The organism is Novosphingobium sp. FG137 (assembly GCF_057809735.1).
Genome location: NZ_JBMDKN010000008.1, coordinates 92424 through 111813 on the forward strand (window position 1 = coordinate 92424; position 19390 = coordinate 111813).

The 19390-nt window shown below is 63.2% G+C and carries 20 protein-coding genes; 8 read left to right on the top strand and 12 right to left on the bottom strand.

Features of this window, described 5'->3' with window-relative positions:
- The first annotated feature begins 9 nt into the window (after positions 1-9).
- On the top strand, positions 10-648 hold the full coding sequence (locus ACODS2_RS19920; protein WP_489000336.1) for a YoaK family protein: 639 nt from the start codon (positions 10-12) through the stop codon (positions 646-648).
- On the opposite strand, the gene ACODS2_RS19925 is transcribed toward ACODS2_RS19920, so the two are convergent.
- From ACODS2_RS19925 to ACODS2_RS19945, 5 genes are read right to left on the bottom strand one after another with little or no spacing between them, the layout of a single operon-like run.
- Entirely contained in the window at positions 626-913 is a 288-nt protein-coding gene (locus tag ACODS2_RS19925; protein ID WP_489000337.1) for a DUF167 domain-containing protein, read from the bottom strand. The two genes, ACODS2_RS19920 and ACODS2_RS19925, sit on opposite strands and share 23 nt — an antisense overlap.
- Positions 894-1463, bottom strand: a complete 570-nt coding sequence (locus ACODS2_RS19930) for a gamma carbonic anhydrase family protein (RefSeq protein ID WP_489000338.1) — start codon at positions 1461-1463, stop codon at positions 894-896. The genes ACODS2_RS19925 and ACODS2_RS19930 overlap by 20 nt, the downstream gene beginning before the upstream one ends.
- Positions 1464-1473: 10 nt before the next feature.
- Complete coding sequence (locus tag ACODS2_RS19935) at positions 1474-2007, bottom strand: GNAT family N-acetyltransferase (RefSeq protein WP_489000339.1); 534 nt, start codon at positions 2005-2007, stop codon at positions 1474-1476.
- Positions 2008-2014: 7 nt separating this feature from the next.
- Entirely contained in the window at positions 2015-3010 is a 996-nt protein-coding gene (gene hemB, locus ACODS2_RS19940; protein WP_489000340.1) for a porphobilinogen synthase, read from the bottom strand.
- 53 nt (positions 3011-3063) lie between these two features.
- Positions 3064-4428, bottom strand: coding sequence for a peptidoglycan DD-metalloendopeptidase family protein (locus ACODS2_RS19945; protein ID WP_489000341.1), 1365 nt, complete (start codon positions 4426-4428; stop codon positions 3064-3066).
- 457 nt (positions 4429-4885) lie between these two features.
- Here ACODS2_RS19945 and ACODS2_RS19950 point away from each other — a divergent pair, with 457 nt between their 5' ends.
- A complete protein-coding gene (locus ACODS2_RS19950; protein WP_489000342.1) occupies positions 4886-5917 on the top strand; it encodes a DUF3667 domain-containing protein in 1032 nt (343 codons plus the stop codon).
- Between the two features lie 13 nt (positions 5918-5930).
- On the opposite strand, the gene ACODS2_RS19955 is transcribed toward ACODS2_RS19950, so the two are convergent.
- The 7 genes from ACODS2_RS19955 to ACODS2_RS19985 form a co-directional block, all read right to left on the bottom strand.
- Positions 5931-6911: a quinone oxidoreductase family protein gene (locus ACODS2_RS19955; protein WP_489000343.1), complete on the bottom strand. Its 981-nt coding sequence runs from the start codon at positions 6909-6911 to the stop codon at positions 5931-5933.
- A 19-nt stretch (positions 6912-6930) separates the two neighbouring features.
- Positions 6931-8871, bottom strand: coding sequence for an ATP-dependent zinc metalloprotease FtsH (ftsH, locus tag ACODS2_RS19960; protein ID WP_489000344.1), 1941 nt, complete (start codon positions 8869-8871; stop codon positions 6931-6933).
- Between the two features lie 92 nt (positions 8872-8963).
- A complete protein-coding gene (gene tilS, locus ACODS2_RS19965; protein ID WP_489000345.1) occupies positions 8964-9929 on the bottom strand; it encodes a tRNA lysidine(34) synthetase TilS in 966 nt (321 codons plus the stop codon).
- 4 nt (positions 9930-9933) lie between these two features.
- On the bottom strand, positions 9934-10983 hold the full coding sequence (locus ACODS2_RS19970) for a tetratricopeptide repeat protein (protein ID WP_489000346.1): 1050 nt from the start codon (positions 10981-10983) through the stop codon (positions 9934-9936).
- 66 nt (positions 10984-11049) lie between these two features.
- The gene (locus ACODS2_RS19975) at positions 11050-11976 is read right to left on the bottom strand and encodes a helix-turn-helix domain-containing protein (protein WP_489000347.1); all 927 of its coding nucleotides are present in this window, start codon (positions 11974-11976) and stop codon (positions 11050-11052) included.
- Positions 11977-12095: 119 nt separating this feature from the next.
- The gene (ptsP, locus tag ACODS2_RS19980) at positions 12096-14369 is read right to left on the bottom strand and encodes a phosphoenolpyruvate--protein phosphotransferase (protein WP_421836514.1); all 2274 of its coding nucleotides are present in this window, start codon (positions 14367-14369) and stop codon (positions 12096-12098) included.
- Positions 14370-14559: 190 nt separating this feature from the next.
- Positions 14560-14727 (bottom strand): YdcH family protein, encoded by a 168-nt coding sequence (locus ACODS2_RS19985; RefSeq protein ID WP_292939666.1) that lies wholly within the window; start codon positions 14725-14727, stop codon positions 14560-14562.
- A 297-nt stretch (positions 14728-15024) separates the two neighbouring features.
- On the opposite strand from ACODS2_RS19985, the gene ACODS2_RS19990 reads away from it, so the two are divergent.
- The 6 genes from ACODS2_RS19990 to nadA all read left to right on the top strand — a co-directional run bounded on the left by ACODS2_RS19990 (position 15025) and on the right by nadA (position 19384).
- Positions 15025-15222, top strand: a complete 198-nt coding sequence (locus ACODS2_RS19990) for a YdcH family protein (protein ID WP_054122704.1) — start codon at positions 15025-15027, stop codon at positions 15220-15222.
- Between the two features lie 147 nt (positions 15223-15369).
- On the top strand, positions 15370-15855 hold the full coding sequence (locus tag ACODS2_RS19995) for a DUF1465 family protein (protein ID WP_489000442.1): 486 nt from the start codon (positions 15370-15372) through the stop codon (positions 15853-15855).
- Between the two features lie 66 nt (positions 15856-15921).
- A complete protein-coding gene (locus ACODS2_RS20000) occupies positions 15922-16881 on the top strand; it encodes an MBL fold metallo-hydrolase (RefSeq protein WP_489000348.1) in 960 nt (319 codons plus the stop codon).
- Positions 16863-17534, top strand: a complete 672-nt coding sequence (locus ACODS2_RS20005; protein ID WP_489000349.1) for a DUF4230 domain-containing protein — start codon at positions 16863-16865, stop codon at positions 17532-17534. The genes ACODS2_RS20000 and ACODS2_RS20005 overlap by 19 nt, the downstream gene beginning before the upstream one ends.
- Before the next feature lie 63 nt (positions 17535-17597).
- Positions 17598-18338: an adenylate cyclase gene (locus ACODS2_RS20010; RefSeq protein WP_489000350.1), complete on the top strand. Its 741-nt coding sequence runs from the start codon at positions 17598-17600 to the stop codon at positions 18336-18338.
- 56 nt (positions 18339-18394) lie between these two features.
- The gene (gene nadA / locus ACODS2_RS20015) at positions 18395-19384 is read left to right on the top strand and encodes a quinolinate synthase NadA (protein WP_489000351.1); all 990 of its coding nucleotides are present in this window, start codon (positions 18395-18397) and stop codon (positions 19382-19384) included.
- The last annotated feature ends 6 nt before the right edge of the window (positions 19385-19390 follow it).

The window sequence follows — 19390 nt, forward strand, 5'->3', positions numbered from 1 at the left end:
GCTGCTGCGATGCTGAGGTATGATCCGGATCGACGCAGGCTGGCTATCGCCCTTTCCGGCCTCGCGGGTTTCGTCGATGCGGTGGGCTTCCTTTCCGCGAATGGCTATTTCGTGTCGTTCATGTCTGGCAATTCGACACGGCTGGGCGTGGCGCTCAGCACGGGATCGAGCGCGGCACTGGTCCCTGCAGTGCTGATTGCCGGCTTTGTCTGCGGCGTCACGCTGGGGGCGCTGGTCGCGCTGCAAGCCGGAGGCCGCCGGAAGCCGGTCGTCCTGGGAATGGTCGCGATGCTTTTGCTGATCGGTGCAACAGCGCGCGGCCTGGGCCATGAATCCTTCATGCTGGCCGCCCTTGTGCTGGCCATGGGTGCGACCAACAACACCTTCCAGCGCGGCGGCGAAGTGACAGTAGGGCTGACCTATATGACGGGTGCGCTTGTCCGCCTCGGGCAAGGATTGGCGCTGAGGATCGCGGGCAGGGCTGAGCCGGGATGGATACAGTGGGGTCTGCTATGGGCAGGGCTGCTGATCGGTGCCGTGCTGGGTGCTTTCTTCCAAAGCCAATGGCCCTCTGGCTGTCTGTGGATCGCAGCAGCTTGGGCTGGAATGATGGCCTTGGTTGCGATCAGACTGCCAGTGGAATCCTGAAGAGTTTTTCCCGCGAAGTTGCGCCGCGCAACAAGGCAATCTGCGAGGATGGAACAGCCAGCGCCTGCCCAAGCAGATCGGCAACCGCGGCGGTCGCCTTGCCATCCTCCGGCTGGGTTCTCACTTTCACGAGAACGCGGCCGGACACAATCTCTATCCCTTCACTTCGCGCACCGGGCGTAACCCTGACCGCAAGCCGCCCATCAGCGTCAGCGAATGATCGCAACGCCTCGGCGGAGGGAAAATCAGCCTTCGGTCGCGCCATGGCTGGCCAGCGCGGCGCCATGGGCACACGCATTGGCAACGTAGTGCGCGACGCCCAGCTGCATCTCGTGAAGCGCAGCATCAGTGAGATCGCGCATGTAGGCGGCGGGACGGCCGCCCCACAGCTGGCGTGAGGCGATGCGCTTGCCCGGCGTGAGCAGTGCGCCTGCCGCCAGCATACCATCGCCCTCAATCACCGCACCGTTCATCACTACCGAACCAAGTCCGACAAACGCCCGGTCTTCCAGTGTGCAGCCATGCAACATCACCATGTGACCGACGAGAACATCGTCTCCGATCAGCGTGGGGAAGCCTTGCGGGTGACGCGGATCAGGGCTGTCGCAATGGATCACGGTCCCGTCTTGAATGTTGCTGCGCGCGCCGATCACGATCCGGTTCACATCGCCGCGGATCACGCAGTTGTACCAGACCGAGGCCTCCGGCCCGATCTCGACATCACCAATGATCCGGCAGCCCGGTGCGATGAAGGCGCTTGGATGAATGCGCGGCGCCTTGCCGTGAATGGCCGCGATGGTGACGTCGTGATGCATGGCGCTCCCTTCAATCGGCCTTGGGCAGCGGTCGGTGGATGCGGTAGAGAATATGCGGACGAAGCGGATCACCCTCGGCAAGCTCGGGATGTTCAAAGTCCTCGTCAGGATAGCGAATCATCCCGAGGCGCTCCATCAAGCCCCAGCTACGCGTGTTGGCGAGATTGGTGATCGCCATGACCGCAGGAACCGGCAAGTTGGTCCAAGCCCAAGCCAGTGATGCCTCAGCCGCTTCACGCGCCAGACCTTGTCCCCAGGCATGATGGGCAAGACGCCAGCCGATCTCATGTTCGAAGATGGGTGAGCGAGGCGGGAGAATTCCGCAAAAGCCGATGAAATCGCCCTCGACCTTGCGTTCCAACGCCCAGAAGACGTGACCGTGTTCGCGCTCGGTGGCGATCATCCGGTCCACCGCCGCGTCACTTTCGGCACGGGTCAGCGGAGGCAGATACTCCATCACGCGCGGATCGCAGGCCATTGCCCAGAATGGCTCACGGTCCGCATCGCGCCAAGGGCGCAGAACAAGCCGCTCTGTCTCGATCATTCCGGTTTCAGGCACCCATCAGACGCGCAGCGTGGAGCGCATGATAAGTAAGGACGCCAGAACAACCCGCACGCTTGAACGCGAGCAGGGTTTCCAGAACCAGCGCGTCACGATCGCCTGCACCGGCAGCCACAGCCGCTTCGATCATCGCGTACTCACCGCTCACCTGATAGGCAAAGACCGGCACCTGAAAGGCCTCTTTCACGCGCAGGGCGATATCAAGATAGGGCAGGCCGGGCTTGACCATGACGCTGTCTGCGCCCTCGGCAAGGTCGAGTTCGACTTCGCGCAGCGCTTCCTCTGCGTTGCCGGGATCCATCTGATAGGTCTTCTTGTTGCCCTTCAGCAGGCCGCGCGATCCGACTGCATCGCGGAACGGGCCATAGAACGCGGACGCGTACTTTGCCGCATACGCTATGATCTGGACGTTGATATGGCCGCCCTCCTCGAGCGCCTCGCGAATCGCGCCGATGCGGCCGTCCATCATGTCGGACGGCGCGATGATGTCTGCACCGGCAGCCGCCTGATTAAGGCTTTGTCCCACGAGCACATCCACGGTCGCGTCGTTGAGGACATAGCCCTCGTCATCGATCAGGCCGTCCTGCCCGTGGCTGGTGTAGGGGTCGAGCGCAACATCGGTCAGAACGCCGAGCGATTCTCCGCAGGCATCCTTGATCGCCTTGATCGCCCGGCACATCAGGTTGTCCGGGTTGAGCGCTTCGGCACCATCCTCGCTGCGACGCTCCGGCTGGGTGTTCGGGAACAGGGCAATGCAGGGAATGCCGGCTGCCGCTGCTTCACGGGCGCGCTCGGCCACCAGATCGACTGACCAACGCGACACGCCGGGCAGGGAACCGATCGGATCCTCAATGCCCCTGCCTTCGGTTACAAACAGGGGCCAGATCAGATCGGCAGGGGTGACAAGCACTTCGCGGTGCAGGGCGCGGCTCCACGCGGTGGCGCGGGTGCGGCGGAGGCGAATGTTGGGATAGCCAGCGGACATGGCCCCGTTCTAGGCGCTGCAGCACCTTTGGGCAACCGGGCGAGATCGCCTGCTTAGGGCTGCGTGCCGACGATGGCGCCCGGCCGGACCGAAAGGAGGGCCTGCAACCGTGCCTTGAAGGCAGCGACCTGCCTGGGATCAACTGCTTGAGTTCGCTGCACCATCCGGACGGAGAACGGATCCACTGTCTGCCCCCCGCGATAGACCTCGTAATGGAGGTGGGCACCGGTGGAGAGGCCGGTCGAGCCGACATAGCCGATGATCTGTCCGCGCCGGACCGCCATTCCCGGCGCGACGGCAATCCGGCTCATATGGCCATAGCCCGTGGCAATGCCGCCGCCATGGTCGAGTCGCACGTAGTTGCCATGGCCCCCGTGCCAACCAGCGTACGCCACGCGGCCGTCGGTAACGGCATAGATCGGCGAACCCCAGGAGGCCGCGAAATCGACGCCGGCATGCATGCGAACATATCCAAGGATGGGATGACGGCGCATGCCGTAGCCCGAAGTCACATGTCCGCTGACCGGAGCGCCGAACAATCCGCCGTCGGTCTGTCCACCTCCGGCAAGGTCTGCCAGCGAGGTAAAGCTGCCGTCGGCACCCCAGCGCAGCAACTGCGCACGCGGCTGGCCAGACCGGACAACGCCGGCATAGAGAAGATTGCCGGCCTCGCCCTCGCCATCAGCGGTGTGCTTGTAGGCAACGACAAGGTCGAATGTGTCGGTAGGCGCGATCTCCTCGAACGGAATCGCCTGATCGATAGCCCGCAGATAATCCTGCACGGCGCTTGGCGGCGCCCCTGCAGCGCGAGCAGAACGGTAGAGGCTCGTGCCAACCAGGCCCTGAACCCGTAGCGGCGTCACATCAACGTTGATCGGCTTGCGTGAGAGCGCCAGGCCTCCACCTTGCCGATTGATCGAAAGGGCGAGATCGAAACGTGGGCGAAAACCAATTGCCATGAGGGGCCGGGGATCCGAAGCATTTCCACGCGCGCCGAGCGTGATGGAGAAGCGAGTGCCCGGCGCAATCTCCGCAAGAGGGACAGCGCTGGCGACCATGGCCGCGATTTGTCCCGCATCGCCAGATCCAACACCGGCGCGCTGCAGCATGCGCGGCAGACTGTCGTTCTCACCGATCGTGGCGGAAAGCTGGATTTCAGGGCGCTCGGGAGCGGCTGCCAGCCGTGTGACCACCTCGGTTGCGGCAAAGTGGCGCCCCTGTGTCGAACCCTTCGCAAATGACCGCAGCGATTGTGCGCGAAATTCGACCTGTGATGCTTCGTCCAGTGTCGTCAACGGCGCAGCCTCAAGCGGCGCGAAGCGGGGCCAGAACATCAGTGCCAGCACAGTGAAACCAACAAGCAGGCCAAGGCCGCGAAACCATCCAGCGCTGCCGACGTTCTCGGCAAGATCGGGCACAAGCGCATGCCGACCCGCCCAATATTCAATGCGATGGCAGAACTGCGTCCACCGCTTCGCGAGAGGGTGGTTGCTGTCCCGAAATGTGGGAGCAGGAGGCGGCGGCGGTTCTGGAAGCGGCAGGATAGGCGTGCGGCGTTCGGGTATCACGCCGGGACGCGCGCGACCGAAGGTCACGGTGCTGGCCAGCCCCAATTCGTCACGTGGGCCCAACACTCCGGTTGCTTCCCTTTCCGCCGCCGAAACCGCTCGTCCGGTCCAGATGCCGCGCATTGCCGACACGGAAGAAGCCCTGCACCCGCAAGGTTAATTCAGCGTAAACCCACGCACGTCCCTTGCACTCGCCAAAGGATTTCTGGTCCATTCCGGCCAGACCGGCCTCCGGGCATGGTCACCGCAATTCGAATTGGCTAACATGAACTGCAATTTGGAACGAACGGGGCGGGACTGCGGCGGCATGAGCGAGGCACAAGTACTGGGCGATGCCATCGGAGCAGGCCTTGCGGCGCGTATAGTTGAACCCAATGGGGGCGAGGTGGACAGCGGACATACGCACGAGAGCGCATGTCTGAACTGCGGCACACTCTTGGTCGGGAGCCATTGCCATAATTGCGGACAGACAGCGCATGTGCATCGGACGCTCGGTGCATTCTTTCACGATCTGCTCCACGGCGTGTTCCATTTCGAGGGCAAGATTTGGCACACTTTGCCGATGTTGATCGCGCGGCCGGGCAAGCTCACCCGCGAGTACATCGACGGACGTCGCGCTCGCTATGTTTCGCCGCTTGCGCTGTTCCTGTTCAGCGTCTTCATCATGTTCGCGGTTATCCAGCAGACCGCCGGTGACCTCAACCTGGGCAAGGATGGCAATGTTGCCATCAATGTGGGGGTGTCGAAGAGCTCGGCCGAAATCGAGAAGTCACTCAAGGCTGCGCGGACAAAGCGGGCTGAAGTGGAGGCCAAAGGCGGCGATACCGACGATCTCGACACCGACATCGAGCAGCAGGAGCGCGTGCTTGCCGCCATGCGCCGCATGGGCGGCGAGAAGCTTTCCTCGACCGGCTTTTCGATTCTCGATGAGGTGATCGACGAAACCCAGAGCAATCCCAAGCTGGTGCTCTACAAGATGCAAAGCCACGCCTATAAATACAGCTGGGCGCTGGTACCGATATCGGTCCCGTTCCTGTGGCTGCTGTTTCCCTTCAGCCGCCGCTTTCACTTATATGATCACACCGTATTCGTGACCTACTCGCTGAGTTTCATGACGCTGCTCTTTGCGGCTGGCATGATTGCCGGGGCTTTCGGTGCCGACCCGGTTGCAGGCCTGCTTGCGCTGGTCCCGCCCATCCACATGTACAAGCAGCTGCGCGGGACATACGGCACTTCCCGGTTGGGCGGGTTGGTTCGCACAGCCGCCTTGCTGGTTTTCGCCATGTCGGCACTGGCCATCTATCTCGTATCGATCGCTGCTGAAGCCAGCACCGGCTAAACCCGCGGTTGTCTCAGCAATCGAGAACGAACGGGCCAGCAGCCCGCGACTCCAGCGCAGCGTGCGCTTTTGCCGCGTCCTGTAGTTCAAAACGACCGCCAAGTGTGACCGGCAGTGCTCCTGCCGCCATTGCTGCAAAGAGCTTTTCGGAAGCGGACAGCAGCGTTCCACGCGTGGAAATGTAGGGCCAGAGGAACGGACGCGAGACTTTCGCCGACTTTGCGCCGAGCCGCGACAGGTCGAACGGCGGTATGGGGCCTGACGCCTGTCCGTAATGAACAAGATGCCCCTTCACGGCGAGCGACGCCAGAGAGCCTTCGAACGTATCCGCGCCGACTGCATCATAGGCCGCGCCGACACCTTCACCGCCCGTGAACGCCATAACACGCGCCGCAACGTCCTCCTGGCGGTAGAGAATGACTTCATCGCAACCAGCAGCCATCGCGATTGCGGCCTTGTGCTCTGAACCCGCCGTACCGATCACCCGGCCTCCCTTGAGCCGGGCCATCCGCGCAACAAGCTGGCCGACGCCGCCTCCGGCCGCCTGAACCAGCACGGCCATGCCCGGACGAACAGGTTCGACTTCCTCAACCAGCGCCTGTGCGGTGAGACCCTTGAGGAACCATGCCGCCGCTACGCCATCATCGATGCCAGCAGGAACCGGCACGGCAAGCGCGGCGCTGATGATACGGGCGCGGGCGTATCCGCCGTAGTTCCGGGCAATGTACGCGATGCGATCGCCAACGGCGAAGTCCGTAACGCCCTCGCCAACTGCTTCTACCGTGCCCACGGCTTCAAGCCCCGGAATACCGGGCAGGTCGAGCGTGCGGTAGGAGCCCGAGCGAACGTAGATATCGTGGAAGTTCACCGACGCCGCATGCTGGCGCACAAGGAGTTCGCCTGCCAAGGGCGCAGGGACTTCGACCCCTTCGAGCTTCATCACTCCCGGCCCGCCGTAAGCGCGGATGACGATTGCCTCGCTGGCGGTACCCATCGTGACTGTGCTTCCCCGCTTATGCCCCGGCGGGATGGGGATCGCCCGATCCCGAGAAGCGCCGTCCGGCGCGAGGCACAGTGGCACCTGCGGACGTCACCGGTCGCGCGGGACCGCTCGGTGCCTCCGGCCGATCAAGCTTGCCGTTCTCCATCAGCGCACGGATTTCCTCGCCGCTCAGGGTCTCGTACTCCAGCAGCGCCTGTGCCAGCAGATGAAGCTTGTCCTCGTGCGACTTGAGGATATCGGTCGCCCGCGCATGCGCGCCGTCAACCAGTGTTCGGATCTCGCTGTCGATGAGCTTGTTCGTCTCATCGGACATCATGGTGCGCTGCGAACCGCCCATTCCCAGATAGCCTTCCTGGGCTTCTTCGTATTGAAGTGGCCCCAGCTTGTCCGACATGCCCCATTTGGTGACCATGCTGCGCGCCAGGCTGGTGGCATACTGGATGTCAGACGATGCGCCAGAGGAAACCTTGTCGTACCCAAAGATGATCTCTTCGGCGACACGGCCACCCATGCTCACCGAGAGATTGGCATGCATCTTGTCGCGGTGATAGGAATAGCTGTCGCGCTCGGGCAGGCGCATCACCATGCCGAGTGCGCGGCCACGAGGGATGATGGTCGCCTTGTGGATCGGATCGGAGGCGGCCTCGTTGATCGAGACGATTGCGTGCCCGGCCTCGTGATAGGCGGTCATCTTCTTCTCATCGTCGGTCATGACCATCGAGCGGCGTTCAGCGCCCATCATGACCTTGTCCTTCGCGTCCTCGAACTCCTGCATCGCAACCAGCCGCTTGTTACGGCGGGCGGCCAGAAGCGCAGCCTCGTTGACGAGGTTGGCAAGGTCTGCACCCGAGAAACCGGGCGTGCCGCGCGCAATGACACGCGGGAGCACGTCAGGGGCAAGCGGCACCTTCTTCATGTGCACGCTGAGAATCTTCTCGCGCCCATCGATATCGGGGATCGGAACGACAACCTGACGGTCGAAACGGCCCGGACGGAGGAGCGCAGGGTCGAGCACGTCCGGCCGGTTCGTCGCGGCGATGATGATGATGCCCTCATTCGCCTCGAAGCCGTCCATCTCGACGAGGAGCTGGTTCAGGGTCTGCTCGCGTTCGTCGTTCGAATTGCCGAGACCGTGGCCGCGGTGCCGGCCGACGGCATCGATTTCGTCAATGAAGACGATGCAAGGCGCGTTCTTCTTCGCCTGATCGAACATGTCGCGCACGCGGCTCGCGCCGACGCCGACAAACATTTCGACGAAATCGGAGCCTGAGATGGTGAAGAACGGCACGCCCGCCTCACCGGCGATGGCGCGGGCCAGCAGGGTCTTGCCGGTGCCGGGCGAGCCGACGAGCAACGCGCCCTTGGGGATTTGCCCGCCAAGCTTGGAGAAGCGGCTGGGATCACGCAGGAATTCCACAATCTCCTGCAGTTCCTCGCGCGCTTCATCAATGCCAGCGACATCGTCGAAGGTCACCTTGCCGGAACGCTCTGTCAGCAATTTTGCCTTGGACTTGCCAAAGCCCATAGCGCCAGAGCCACCACCCTTCTGGACCTGCCGCAGCGCAAAGAAGGCGACGCCCAAAATGAGCAGGAACGGCAGCGACTGGGCGAGGATATAGAGCAGCAGGTTGGGTTCCTCCTGCGCCTTGCCGGCATAGCGAACACCATGCTCCTGAAGGAGCTTGGTCAGTTCAACGTCGCCGGGGACAGGAACGGTACTGAACTGCTGGTCGTTCTTGAGCGTGCCGGTGATCCGGTCCGGCCCGACCTGAACTTCGCGCACGTTGTCCTGCACGACGCTGGCGCGGAAGTCCGAGTACGGGATCATCGCCCCCGCAGGATCGGTACGCGTGTTGAACATGGAAACGACAAGGAGCAGCGCGAGAAAGATGCCGCCCCAGATCAGGAGGCTCTTGATCCAGGGGTTACCCTGCGGCTGGTCGTCGTTCATGGCGCGGCTTTCGATCCGGGATGATTTTTCTCCTCCAATGTAGGACGCCCATGGGGAATGGCAATATAAGCCGAGGTGCGAATTTCTTGCCCCTAGGGACTGCCACTCGGCGAAGCGGCAACTGAGCGCGGCCTGGGCGCCACAACGAAGCGCCATTCTGCCATTCGGCCATCGCCGCGTACACCCGCGAGTGTGGCAATCTCACCGGCGGCCAGACGGTCGTGCCAACGCGCCAGGGCATTTCCACGCGGCTTCGATCTGCCGAGCTCGATCAGGATGCACTCGAGAACGCGCTGCGCCACGGCGCGGGGAACGCCGCGAGGATTCCAGCAGGAAACACCCCCCGACGTTCTCACAGCCGCAAAGCACTGTTCGGCCGCCCAATCGATAGCCGCATCGGCCTCGGCAAGATGGCGTGCGCTGGCGGCAACGGAAAGCGGGTCGATGTGCCCCAAGCCGCTCAGCATGGTCCGCATCCTGACCCGCTCGAAGCGATGATCGCGATTCGATGGATCGAGCACGGGTTCGATCCCGGCACCAGCAACGACGTTTGCCAGATCGCTTCGGCGCCAGCCGAGCAGGGGACGAAGCAGCTGGCAATCCGGCCTTCCCGGAAGCGGAGAAATCCCGCGCATGGCCGCAAGACCGCGAACGCCGGCCCCGCGCGCCAGCCGCATCAACAGCGTCTCCGCCTGGTCATCGGCGTGGTGCGCGGTGGCGATGGCCGCCAGTCCACTGCGGACAGCCCAATCACCCAGCGCAGCATAGCGGGCAACCCTCGCCCGCTCCTGCACAGCTGGACCTGGCGGCAGTGCAATGGTCAGGATTTCGTGCGGAATGCCGAGATCGGCGCACAGCTTGGCGACGTAAAGTGCTTCGGCTGCGCTCTCTGGCCGCAGTCCGTGATCTACCGTCGCCACCTTGAGGGCACCGGGAATTGCTGCCCGTGCCAATAGCAATAGCGCAAGACTATCTGGTCCACCCGAAACGGCGAGACCAGCTGCCGTCTTCTCAGGCCAGATCGCTAGCCAATCGGCAGCGAAGCGGGCTTCCAGCACGCTATCAATTGCAGACCACCGGCTTGGTGGCGGCCTCGTACTGGGACTTCAACCGTCCGATCAGCTCTGTCGGGTAGGTCTGGCGGAACTCCGCAAATGCAACACAGGCCCGCTTTTCCTCCTTCAGACGGCTCATTGCGACGCCGAGATAGAGCAGGCTGTCCGCCGCCCGGTCGCCTTTGCGATCGGCCTGATAGTTCTGGAGAAAATACTGCGCTGCTGTGCCGGGCTTGCCATCGTCGAGATAGGCCCGTCCGAGGAGATTTCGGGCATAGCTGATCCGGGCATGCCGGGGATACTGCTGGACTACGCGCAACAGCTGCTGCTGAGCCTCAGGGAAGAACTTGGCTTCCCACAGGCGATAGCCATACGTGTACCCATCCTCACCCTTGTCGTCGGTCGACGGCTTTTCGATGGCCATGACCGCAGCGACGCGATCCGGGGATGCCTCGGGCTTTGCAGCGTCAGCCTTTGCGGGCGCGGGTTTTGCCGAGGTCTTGACGGGTGTCGTCGGCTCCGTTGCAGGCGTCGATGCAGCGGCCGCTGGAGCTGCAGAAACGGGTTCGGCCGCCGGCGGAGAAGCACCCACCGGAGGGGAACCAGCCGCTTCAAGCGTCGCCAGACGAGCTTCAAGCTTGGCCACGTGATTCTGGTTCTCTTCGCTGGCAGCGGTCAACCGTTGCAACTGCGCCTCGACAGCGTCCATGCGGGTGAGGAGGTCGGTCACAGCAGTCGGCGCGGGCGTTGCGGGGGCCGAGCCTGTCGCGGGCGGGGTAATTTCGGGCCCGAATGTCTTGCCTGCCCCATCGGGGAAGACCTTGCGTTGAACAGCCCGCAACTCCGACTCAATCCGCCGCAGCCGAACATCGGTGCTTTCAGGCGCGGCCTGGGCCCAAGCAGGGGAGACAAAAGCGCTCGGCGTGAAGCTACCAGCGAGAATAGCCACGGTGAGGGCCATCGCCGAACCAATGCGGCCAGAGCCAAACATGATCTTCATTGTCACTCCCGTCGGATCATTGCTCCTTCCATGCGCTGCCTTGAGGGGCGTGCGCAAGCATTTGGGCAAGATTTGCGTGATCGACCGCTGGGTTTCACACAGATCGCCGCTGTTAACGGCGGCTTAGTTAACCGTAGCTGTAGTGCCAGAGGCGGGCGCTGAGGTGGGTGCAGCCAGCCGGGCGCGCAGGCTGGCGGCATCAATTGGCACGTCTTTCAAGATCTTCTCCGCCTCGGCGAGGCGAGGAATGGACTGGCCCGCAATCGTGATCGCCAGAGCATCGGGCCGACCGGTCCAAAGCCTGGGACCGACGGCATCGCCAGGCACTGTGTAGCTTTCACCCTTGGCAAGCTGCTTCTGCATCAGCTGCTTGCCTTGTCCATCATAGAACTTGACCCAGATGCCCTCCTCTAGCGCGGTGAACACCACCGGGCCGTTTGCCGGAGGCTGCGCACTGGCAGGCCGAGGAGCGGGATCCGCCGGCTTCAGAGCAGCAACTGCCGGCTGCTCGGGCGCCTGAACAAGCGATGGGAGCGAGACAGCTGGCGCGTAGTAGCTGCGCCAGAAAATGCCGCCCATGGCAAGAATGGCGCCTACCAGCAGCAGCGCGAGCCAGCCGACAAGCCGGGATGGGGTCTTTGCAGGATCGCCTACTTCGAACTGATTGAGCACACGCGGCTCGGGGCGCGGCGCACTTCCTTGCAGTTCGGAGCGGACAGCATCGGCAATGCTGACATCGTCGAGTCCAACGGCGCGGGCGTAGGCTTTGGCAAATCCGATCGCATAGGGACGGCCGGGCATCACGCTGTAGTCGCCAGCCTCAAGCGCTTCGATATGGCGGAGTGTGACCCTTGTACGGCGGGCAACCTCGGCGGTGGTCAGTCCAAGCGCGAGACGGGCTGCGACCAGGCGAGCCGCTACGCTGGCCTGCGCATCGTCACCCGTCGGCGGAGTCGCTCCCGCACCGGAGAGAACCGGATCATGCGATTGGTCTGCATGGACCATGTTGCGTTCGCCGTCCTTGGCCACGGCGTAGCTCCCGTCGTTCATTGTTGTTCCGGGTATTCTCTGGATGGTTGCGAGCCCGCGCGGAGGCAGCATGTCCTGACCGGAAAAGTCAATGATTTTGAATCATTGTCGGCATGATCTGACGTCTTGGTGCGACGAGTTCAATCGTAATCAATGCCGCGCGCGGTGGCCCAGGCGGCAATTTCCGCGCGCAGATTCACAGGGGGGCGGGCAAGCCACCCTTCCATCGCGGCCTGAATGGCGGGGAGCTCGACCTTGCGGACAAGTTCCTTGATCGGACCGACCGCGGCCGGGGTGATCGAAAGCCGGGTAATGCCGATGCCCAGCAAGGCCAGCGCCTCCAACCGCCGGCCGCCCATCTCGCCGCACACCGTCACATCGGTGCCCGACGGCGCAACCGCGAGCACGACGCGGCGGAGGAACCGCAGGATCGCAGGCGAAAGCCAGTCATATCGTTCGGCAAGCTTCGGGTTGGCGCGATCTGCGGCAAACAGGAACTGGGTGAGGTCATTCGTCCCGATCGAGAGGAACGACAGCCGCGGGGCAAGCACATCGAGCCATTCCGCGAGCGCCGGCACTTCGAGCATGGCGCCATAGCGAATCGCATCAGGCAGCAGCTTCTTCTGCTGCTTCAGAAACGCGAGCTGACTTTCAAACACGGCACGGGCGGCATCGAACTCCCACGGTTCGGTCACCATCGGGAACATCACGTTGAGCGTTCGTCCGCCAGCAGCCTCGAGCAGCGCACGCGCCTGAACCTTCAGCAGCCCGTCGCGCTCAAGCGCCACGCGCAGCGCGCGCCACCCCATGGCCGGGTTCTCCTCGGTCTCGCCATCGTTGTGGCGAAGATAGGGGAGAACCTTGTCACCACCGATATCGACGGTGCGGAAAACGACTGGCCGATCACCCGCTGCATCGAGCACATCGCGATAGAGCCGCGTCTGGCGTTCGCGTGCCGGAAGCGTTGCCGAAACGAGGAACTGAAACTCGGTGCGGAACAGGCCAATTCCGTCCGCGCCGGTCAGATTGAGCATCGGCATGTCATCGCGCAGGCCCGCATTGATCATGACCCGGACGCGCTGGCCATCGGCCGAGACAGGTTCGACATCGCGCATGGCCGCATACAACGCCTGCCGCTCGCGATTGCGCGCGAACCGCGCTTCGAAGGCCTCGACGAGCGTCGGCGCCGGCCGCACATCGACGACACCCTGATCGCCATCAAGCAGCAGTTGGTCGCCTTCACGGACCTTGGCACGGAGTGCGCGGATGCGCCCCACCACGGGGATGCCCATGGCGCGCGCCACAATGACCACATGCGCGGTCAACGATCCTTCTTCGAGGATAACACCTTTGAGGCGCCGCCGGTCATATTCCAGCAGTTCCGCCGGACCGAGATTGCGCGCGATCAGGATCGCATCGCCCTTCAGCCCAAGGCTGGCTGCCGTCCCCAATTGACCGGACACGATGCGCAGGAGGCGGTTCGAAAGATCCTCCAGATCGTGCATGCGATCCGCCAGCAGCGGATCATCGATCTGGCGCATGCGCATGCGGGTCCGCTGCTGGACTCGTTCGATCGCCGCTTCGGCGGTAAGACCCGAATCGATCGCCTCGTTGATCCGCCGGCTCCACCCTTCGTCATAGGCAAACATGCGATAGGTCTCGAGGACCTCCTCATGCTCTCCGCCCATGCCGAACTCGGCCTGGCTCGCCATCCGGTCGATCTGCTCGCGCATCTTGTCAAACGCGAGATAGACCCGCTGGCGCTCGGCTTCGGTGTCTTCCGCAACGACATGCTCGATCGTCACGCGCGGCTGGTGGAACACCGCAACGCCGCTGGCCAGACCCTTGACGAGCGTGAGGCCCGCAATCCGTTCGTGCCCGGTCAGGTGGGCATCGGCACCGAGAACGTCTTCATCGTCGATCAGATCGGCATTGGCGATAAGCTCGGAAAGCACCATGGCCACTGTCTGGAGCGCCTCGATCTCCACTTCCTCATAGCGCCGCGGCTCGACATGCTGGACGCCCAGCACGCCGACAGCCCGCGCGCGACGAACAATCGGCACGCCAGCAAACGAGTGGAAGCGCTCTTCGCCGGTTTCGGGGAAGAAGGCGAAGTCTGGATGGGCGGCGGCTTCGGCGAGGTTCAGGGTTTCGATGTTCGCGGCGATCGTGCCGACAAGCCCTTCGCCCACCGCCATCCGCGTTACGTGGACCGCCGCCTGATTTAGGCCGCGGGTGGCAAACAGTTCCAGCATGCCTTCACGCAACAGGTAGATCGAGCAGACCTCGCTGTTGAGCTTGTCACCGATGATATCGACGATCTGGTTCAGCTTTGCCTGCGCACCGGCGCGGGATGCCATGACCTCGTGAAGGGACGTCAGGATCGCGCGGGCAGCGGCGGCGGCAGTGATCATGATGGAAGGCCTAGCGCAGAGAGGGCCGTTTGCAAACCGCGGCGCCTTTGCCGCTCATGAATTCGTATCCATCGGGAGACAAGGGCCTGCCGGAAGATCGTTCGGCAGGCTTCTTGACGAAGAGTTTCAGGATGCGGAAGGCTGGCCGGTGGATCCGGCCAGCCTTCCGCAGCTTAACGGAACGGCGTTGTCAGTGAACCTGCTGCACTTGCGCAAGCTCTTCCTTGATTCGCAACTTTCGGCGCTTCAGCTCCTTGATCAGCACGTCGTTGGGCGACGGACGACCCTGTTCTTCGGCGATACGCCGTTCAAGACCAGCATGTTTGGATTCAAGGGCGCTGATATGCGACAGTTCCATGCGGTAACCTCCTCAAGGACACCAGCCTCGGCCCGCTCCGGCGGCAGGATCGCCACCGTAGCATCTGGGCCGAAGTTTTGCGCCGGCATGGACGTGTCGGCCTCGACTCGTCCGAGCGGGCGCGTTGTCATGCTCCCACAATCACCGTATCTTGCAAGCCAATCTGCGCCGGGATGTCCAAAGCGCGCGTTTGTGCGTATTCCGGTTGCAGCAAAGCGTTAACGCGTGAAGGCCTGCAAGTACGCTGCGGGCCGCCACATGGCGTTGTCGGCGCGGGCAGGATTAGGAGTGGCGCGGTTGACCGAAGACGAAATGCGCAAGCGGCTGGAAATGCTGCGGATCGAGCATCGCGACCTCGATGCGGCGATCGACGCCCTGTCCGGCACCGGCGCGCATGATCAATTGCAAGTCGCGCGTCTCAAGAAGCGGAAGTTGCGGCTTAAGGACCAGATCGCCTTGCTCGAGGACTACCTGATTCCCGACATAATCGCCTGATTTCAGATTCTTGACCTGCGATGAACGATAGGGCCCAAAACTCGTTGAGCGTATCGTTCCGGCACAGTTTCAAAACCTGGTGAACGCGTCGCCGGGGATGTGTTGAGTGCGGCGTCAGGATGGGCTTATGCGCAGAGCATGGCGCTCATGCCCAATCTCAATCCGCGCATCATCGAGGCGCTGTATGCCGAGGCACTGGTCCTTGCAGAAGAAGTGCGTGCGGTGTTCGACAGGTTGCGACAGGGCCATGACAAGCGGGCGCTGGTAGGTGCCAATGATGACCCCGATGCCGATCTGGCGCATGTGCAGGTGAGCTGCGAGGCGCTGCGAACGACGACGCGGATCATGCACTGTCTGGCATGGCTGCTCAATCACCGCGCCTATTTCGCCGGTGAACTCAGCGAATTGCAGCTTCGCCGGCATGGCCGCCTGATTGCCAACTTTCCGCTCAGCGATCCTGTGCAGGTTCTCGCGCTGCCCGCCGATGCCCAACGCTGCGTGCAGGACAGCGAGCGACTTTATGCGCGGATTCAGCGCCTTGAACGTGCGTGGCGGGGGGATCCTGACACGTCAGGCAGCGCCATCGAGCGCCTGCGCCAAAGGCTGGCAGCATCAATCCCGGCTTCGCTTTGATTTGGCGCGCTGCTGATCGAGCGGCGCAGCGTTGCGCCGCTGCCTGAAAATCCCCATATCTCGCATATGGCCACCACGAACCCTGCACCGGGCATCTCCATCCCCGATCGGTCTGAATGGAACACCGGCCTTGCGGTTGTTCTGGAACCGCAAGTGCGCCGGGTCCTCGCTCCGAACCCTTCGCCCTTTACCTTCAACGGCACGCAGACCTACCTGGTCGGCAGCGGCCGCGATGTCGCCGTCATCGATCCGGGCCCGACCGGCACTGGTGTGGCCGGTCATGCCGATACGAATGGCGATGGCCATGTCGACGCCATTCTCAAGGCGATTGCCGGGCAGCGGCTGGTGGCGATCATGTGCACGCACACCCACCGCGATCACAGTCCCGCCGCGCTGCCTCTGCAGGCGGCGACCGGAGCGCCAATCATCGGCTGCGCCGCTTTGGCGATTGACGACAGTGGCGCTGGCGTCGGCGTGCGGGCCGATGCAGAGTTTGATCCGCTGTACAAGCCCGACCGGGTCTTGACCGACGGCGAGCAGGTTTCAGGTGATGGTTGGACACTGGAGGCTGTGGCGACGCCGGGCCACACCAGCAATCACGTGTGCTTTGCCTTGCTGGAAACGGGCGCGCTGTTCACGGGCGACCACGTCATGGGCTGGTCGACAACAGTCGTCTCGCCGCCGGACGGAGACATGAAAGCCTACATGCTCTCGCTGCAAAAGCTCCAGAGCCGCGAGGATACGGTCTACTATCCCGCCCACGGTCCGGCCGTCACGAAGCCGCAGCAGCTAGTACGCGGCATGATCGGGCATCGACGTCAGCGCGAAGCCCAGATCCTGCGACTGCTCGGCGAGGCGCCGTTCACGATCCCGGACATGGTCACCCAGATGTACAAGGGCCTCGATCCGCGCCTCAATGGCGCAGCCGGCCGTTCGGTGCTGGCGCATCTCATCGATCTCGAGGCACAGGGCCGCATTGCCCGTGGGCCGGACGCTCCGGAGTTGCAATGGACCTTGATCGCCTGAACCCACGGCCTGCACCTGCAACACCACTGGTCCAAGTGCGTGGGCGCCTGACGGTTCTGCCTTGGTTGCTGTTCCTGGGCGCTGCAGCCATCGCCGTCTGGCTGGCGTGGCAGATGTGGAAACCGGTGCCGATCGGGGATCCGCTTGCGACAAGTCTGGTCGCATTCGACAAACAGGATCGCCTTACGGTGTTCAGCGCCGAGTTGGCACCGGTCGTGGCCAGCGATGACAGCCGTTTGTTTGGCCTTGTCACCTCGCGGCAGGTCGCGGTCATCCCGGCACGGGTCGACTATGCCATCGATCTGGGGAAAGTGGGCCGGGATCGCATGCGTTGGGACGCGGTGAGCCAAACATTGACCGTGCGCCTGCCCGCGCTCGAGGTCACGCGTCCGAACCTTGATGAAGCACGCGCGCAATATCTGCGCGAAGGCGTGTGGATCACCCGCGCCGCGCAGGACAAGCTGACGCGTGACAACACGAAGCTGGCAGAACGTCTCGCGGTGGAGCAGGCAGCCAACCCGGTGCTGCTGGGGCTGGCGCGCTCTGCGGCGAAGGACGCAATCCGGCAGAACCTTGCCATCCCGCTGCAAGTAGCCGGATTTGGCGACGTCAAACTGTCGGTTTTGATTGATGGAGAGCCGGCAAAGCCATAGCCTGCCAATCAGGAACTGGTTCGCCCAGGCGCAAAAACGCAGGCGGAATAGGGGAGCGGGACGATGGACTTCGCAGCGCTGCAATCGAACGATTCGTATCTTACGGACCAACGGTTTTTCACGCGCCTGGCGCAAGTGCTCGCCGGCCTGATCGTGTTCGGTTTTCTGCAATGGGCTTTGCGCGGGTTCGTCAATCCGGTCCGGACCCCGCTCTATATCCACGCCCACGGCGTAGCCATGCTCGGCTGGCTCGGCACCATCGTTACGCAAAACCGCCTTGCCGGGAGCGGGAACCTGGCTCTGCATCGCCGGCTGGGCTGGGCCAGTCTCGCGCTCGTCCTCGCCATCGTGGGGCTAGGCTCCTTTGCTGGCCGCATGGCCTTGGCCGCGCACCGGGTTCCGCCGTTCTTCACGGATTCCTACTTTCTGGCGCTTACGTATGTCGAGGTGGCCGTCTTCGCGCTTACGGTGGGGGCCGCCATAGTAATGCGCCGGCAGACGCAGTGGCACCGGCGGCTGATGATCGCGGCAACCGTCATCCTCATGGAACCAGCGCTCGGACGGCTGCTGCCCATGCCGCTGCTGGGTCAGGTTGGTGGAGGATGGCTGGAAGCCGCCCTGCAGGTCGGCTTCCTCGGGATCATGGCTCGCCACGACGGCAAGGTGCTGGGCCGTGTTCATCCGGCCACACTCCTCGGCATGGGCCTCGTGGTTGCGGTGCATGCGCTGATCCAGTTGCTCGCCGGAATGCCAATGGTAGCGGCGTACGCAGAGGCTATTGCCCGTAGCGCCGGGGGTGCCTAAGTGCCGGGTCGAGCAGTGAGGGCATCGGCCTTCTCTCGACCAGGGGATTTCGAGCCATGACAGCCCAGCCCGCCAATCTTTCCGGTCTCGATCTGCGCGCCGAGATCGACCGGCTGCGCAAGGACCGCAAGGCGGTGATCCTGGCGCATTACTACCAGAAGCCCGAGATCCAGGACCTCGCCGATTTCGTCGGCGACTCCCTTGAACTTTCGCGCAAGGCGGCTGCGACCGATGCCGAAGTGATCGCCTTCTGCGGCGTGAAGTTCATGGCCGAGACGGCCAAGATCCTGAGCCCGGAAAAGATCGTGATCCTGCCCGATATGGATGCCGGTTGCAGCCTTGAGGATTCCTGCCCGCCGGAGAAGTTCCGTGCGTTCCGCGAGGCCCATCCCGATCATATCGCGCTCACCTACATCAATTGCTCGACCGAAGTGAAAGCGCTCAGCGACGTCATTGTGACGTCATCAAGCGCCGAGACGATCCTCGCGCAAATCTCGCCGGAGCAGAAGATCATCTTCGGTCCGGACCGTCATCTGGGCGGCTATCTCAATCGCAAGTTCGGGCGTGAGATGCTGCTCTGGCCCGGCGTCTGCATCGTGCACGAGGCATTTTCGGAGACCGAATTGCTCAAGCTGATGGCGCAGCATCCCGGTGCGCCCGTTGCAGCGCATCCGGAATGCCCGCCGACGATCGTCGATCACGCCGATTATGTCGGATCGACCAGCGGCATCCTTCAGTTTGCGCGCACATTCCCGGGTGATACGTTGATCGTCGCGACCGAGCCGCACATCATCCACCAGATGCAGCTGGCGCTTCCGGACAAGACATTCATCGGAGCCCCGGGAGCGGATGGAAACTGCAACTGCAACATCTGCCCCTACATGGCGCTGAACACGCTCGAAAAGCTCTACATCGCGCTGCGTGATCTGACCCCGCGCATCGAGATCGAGGAAAACCTGCGGCTTGATGCGAAGAAGAGCCTCGATGCCATGCTGGCCATGGCGAGTGGGACAGTCGGCCTGGGCGACCTCGGCGCGCGCAGGTAAGGCAGC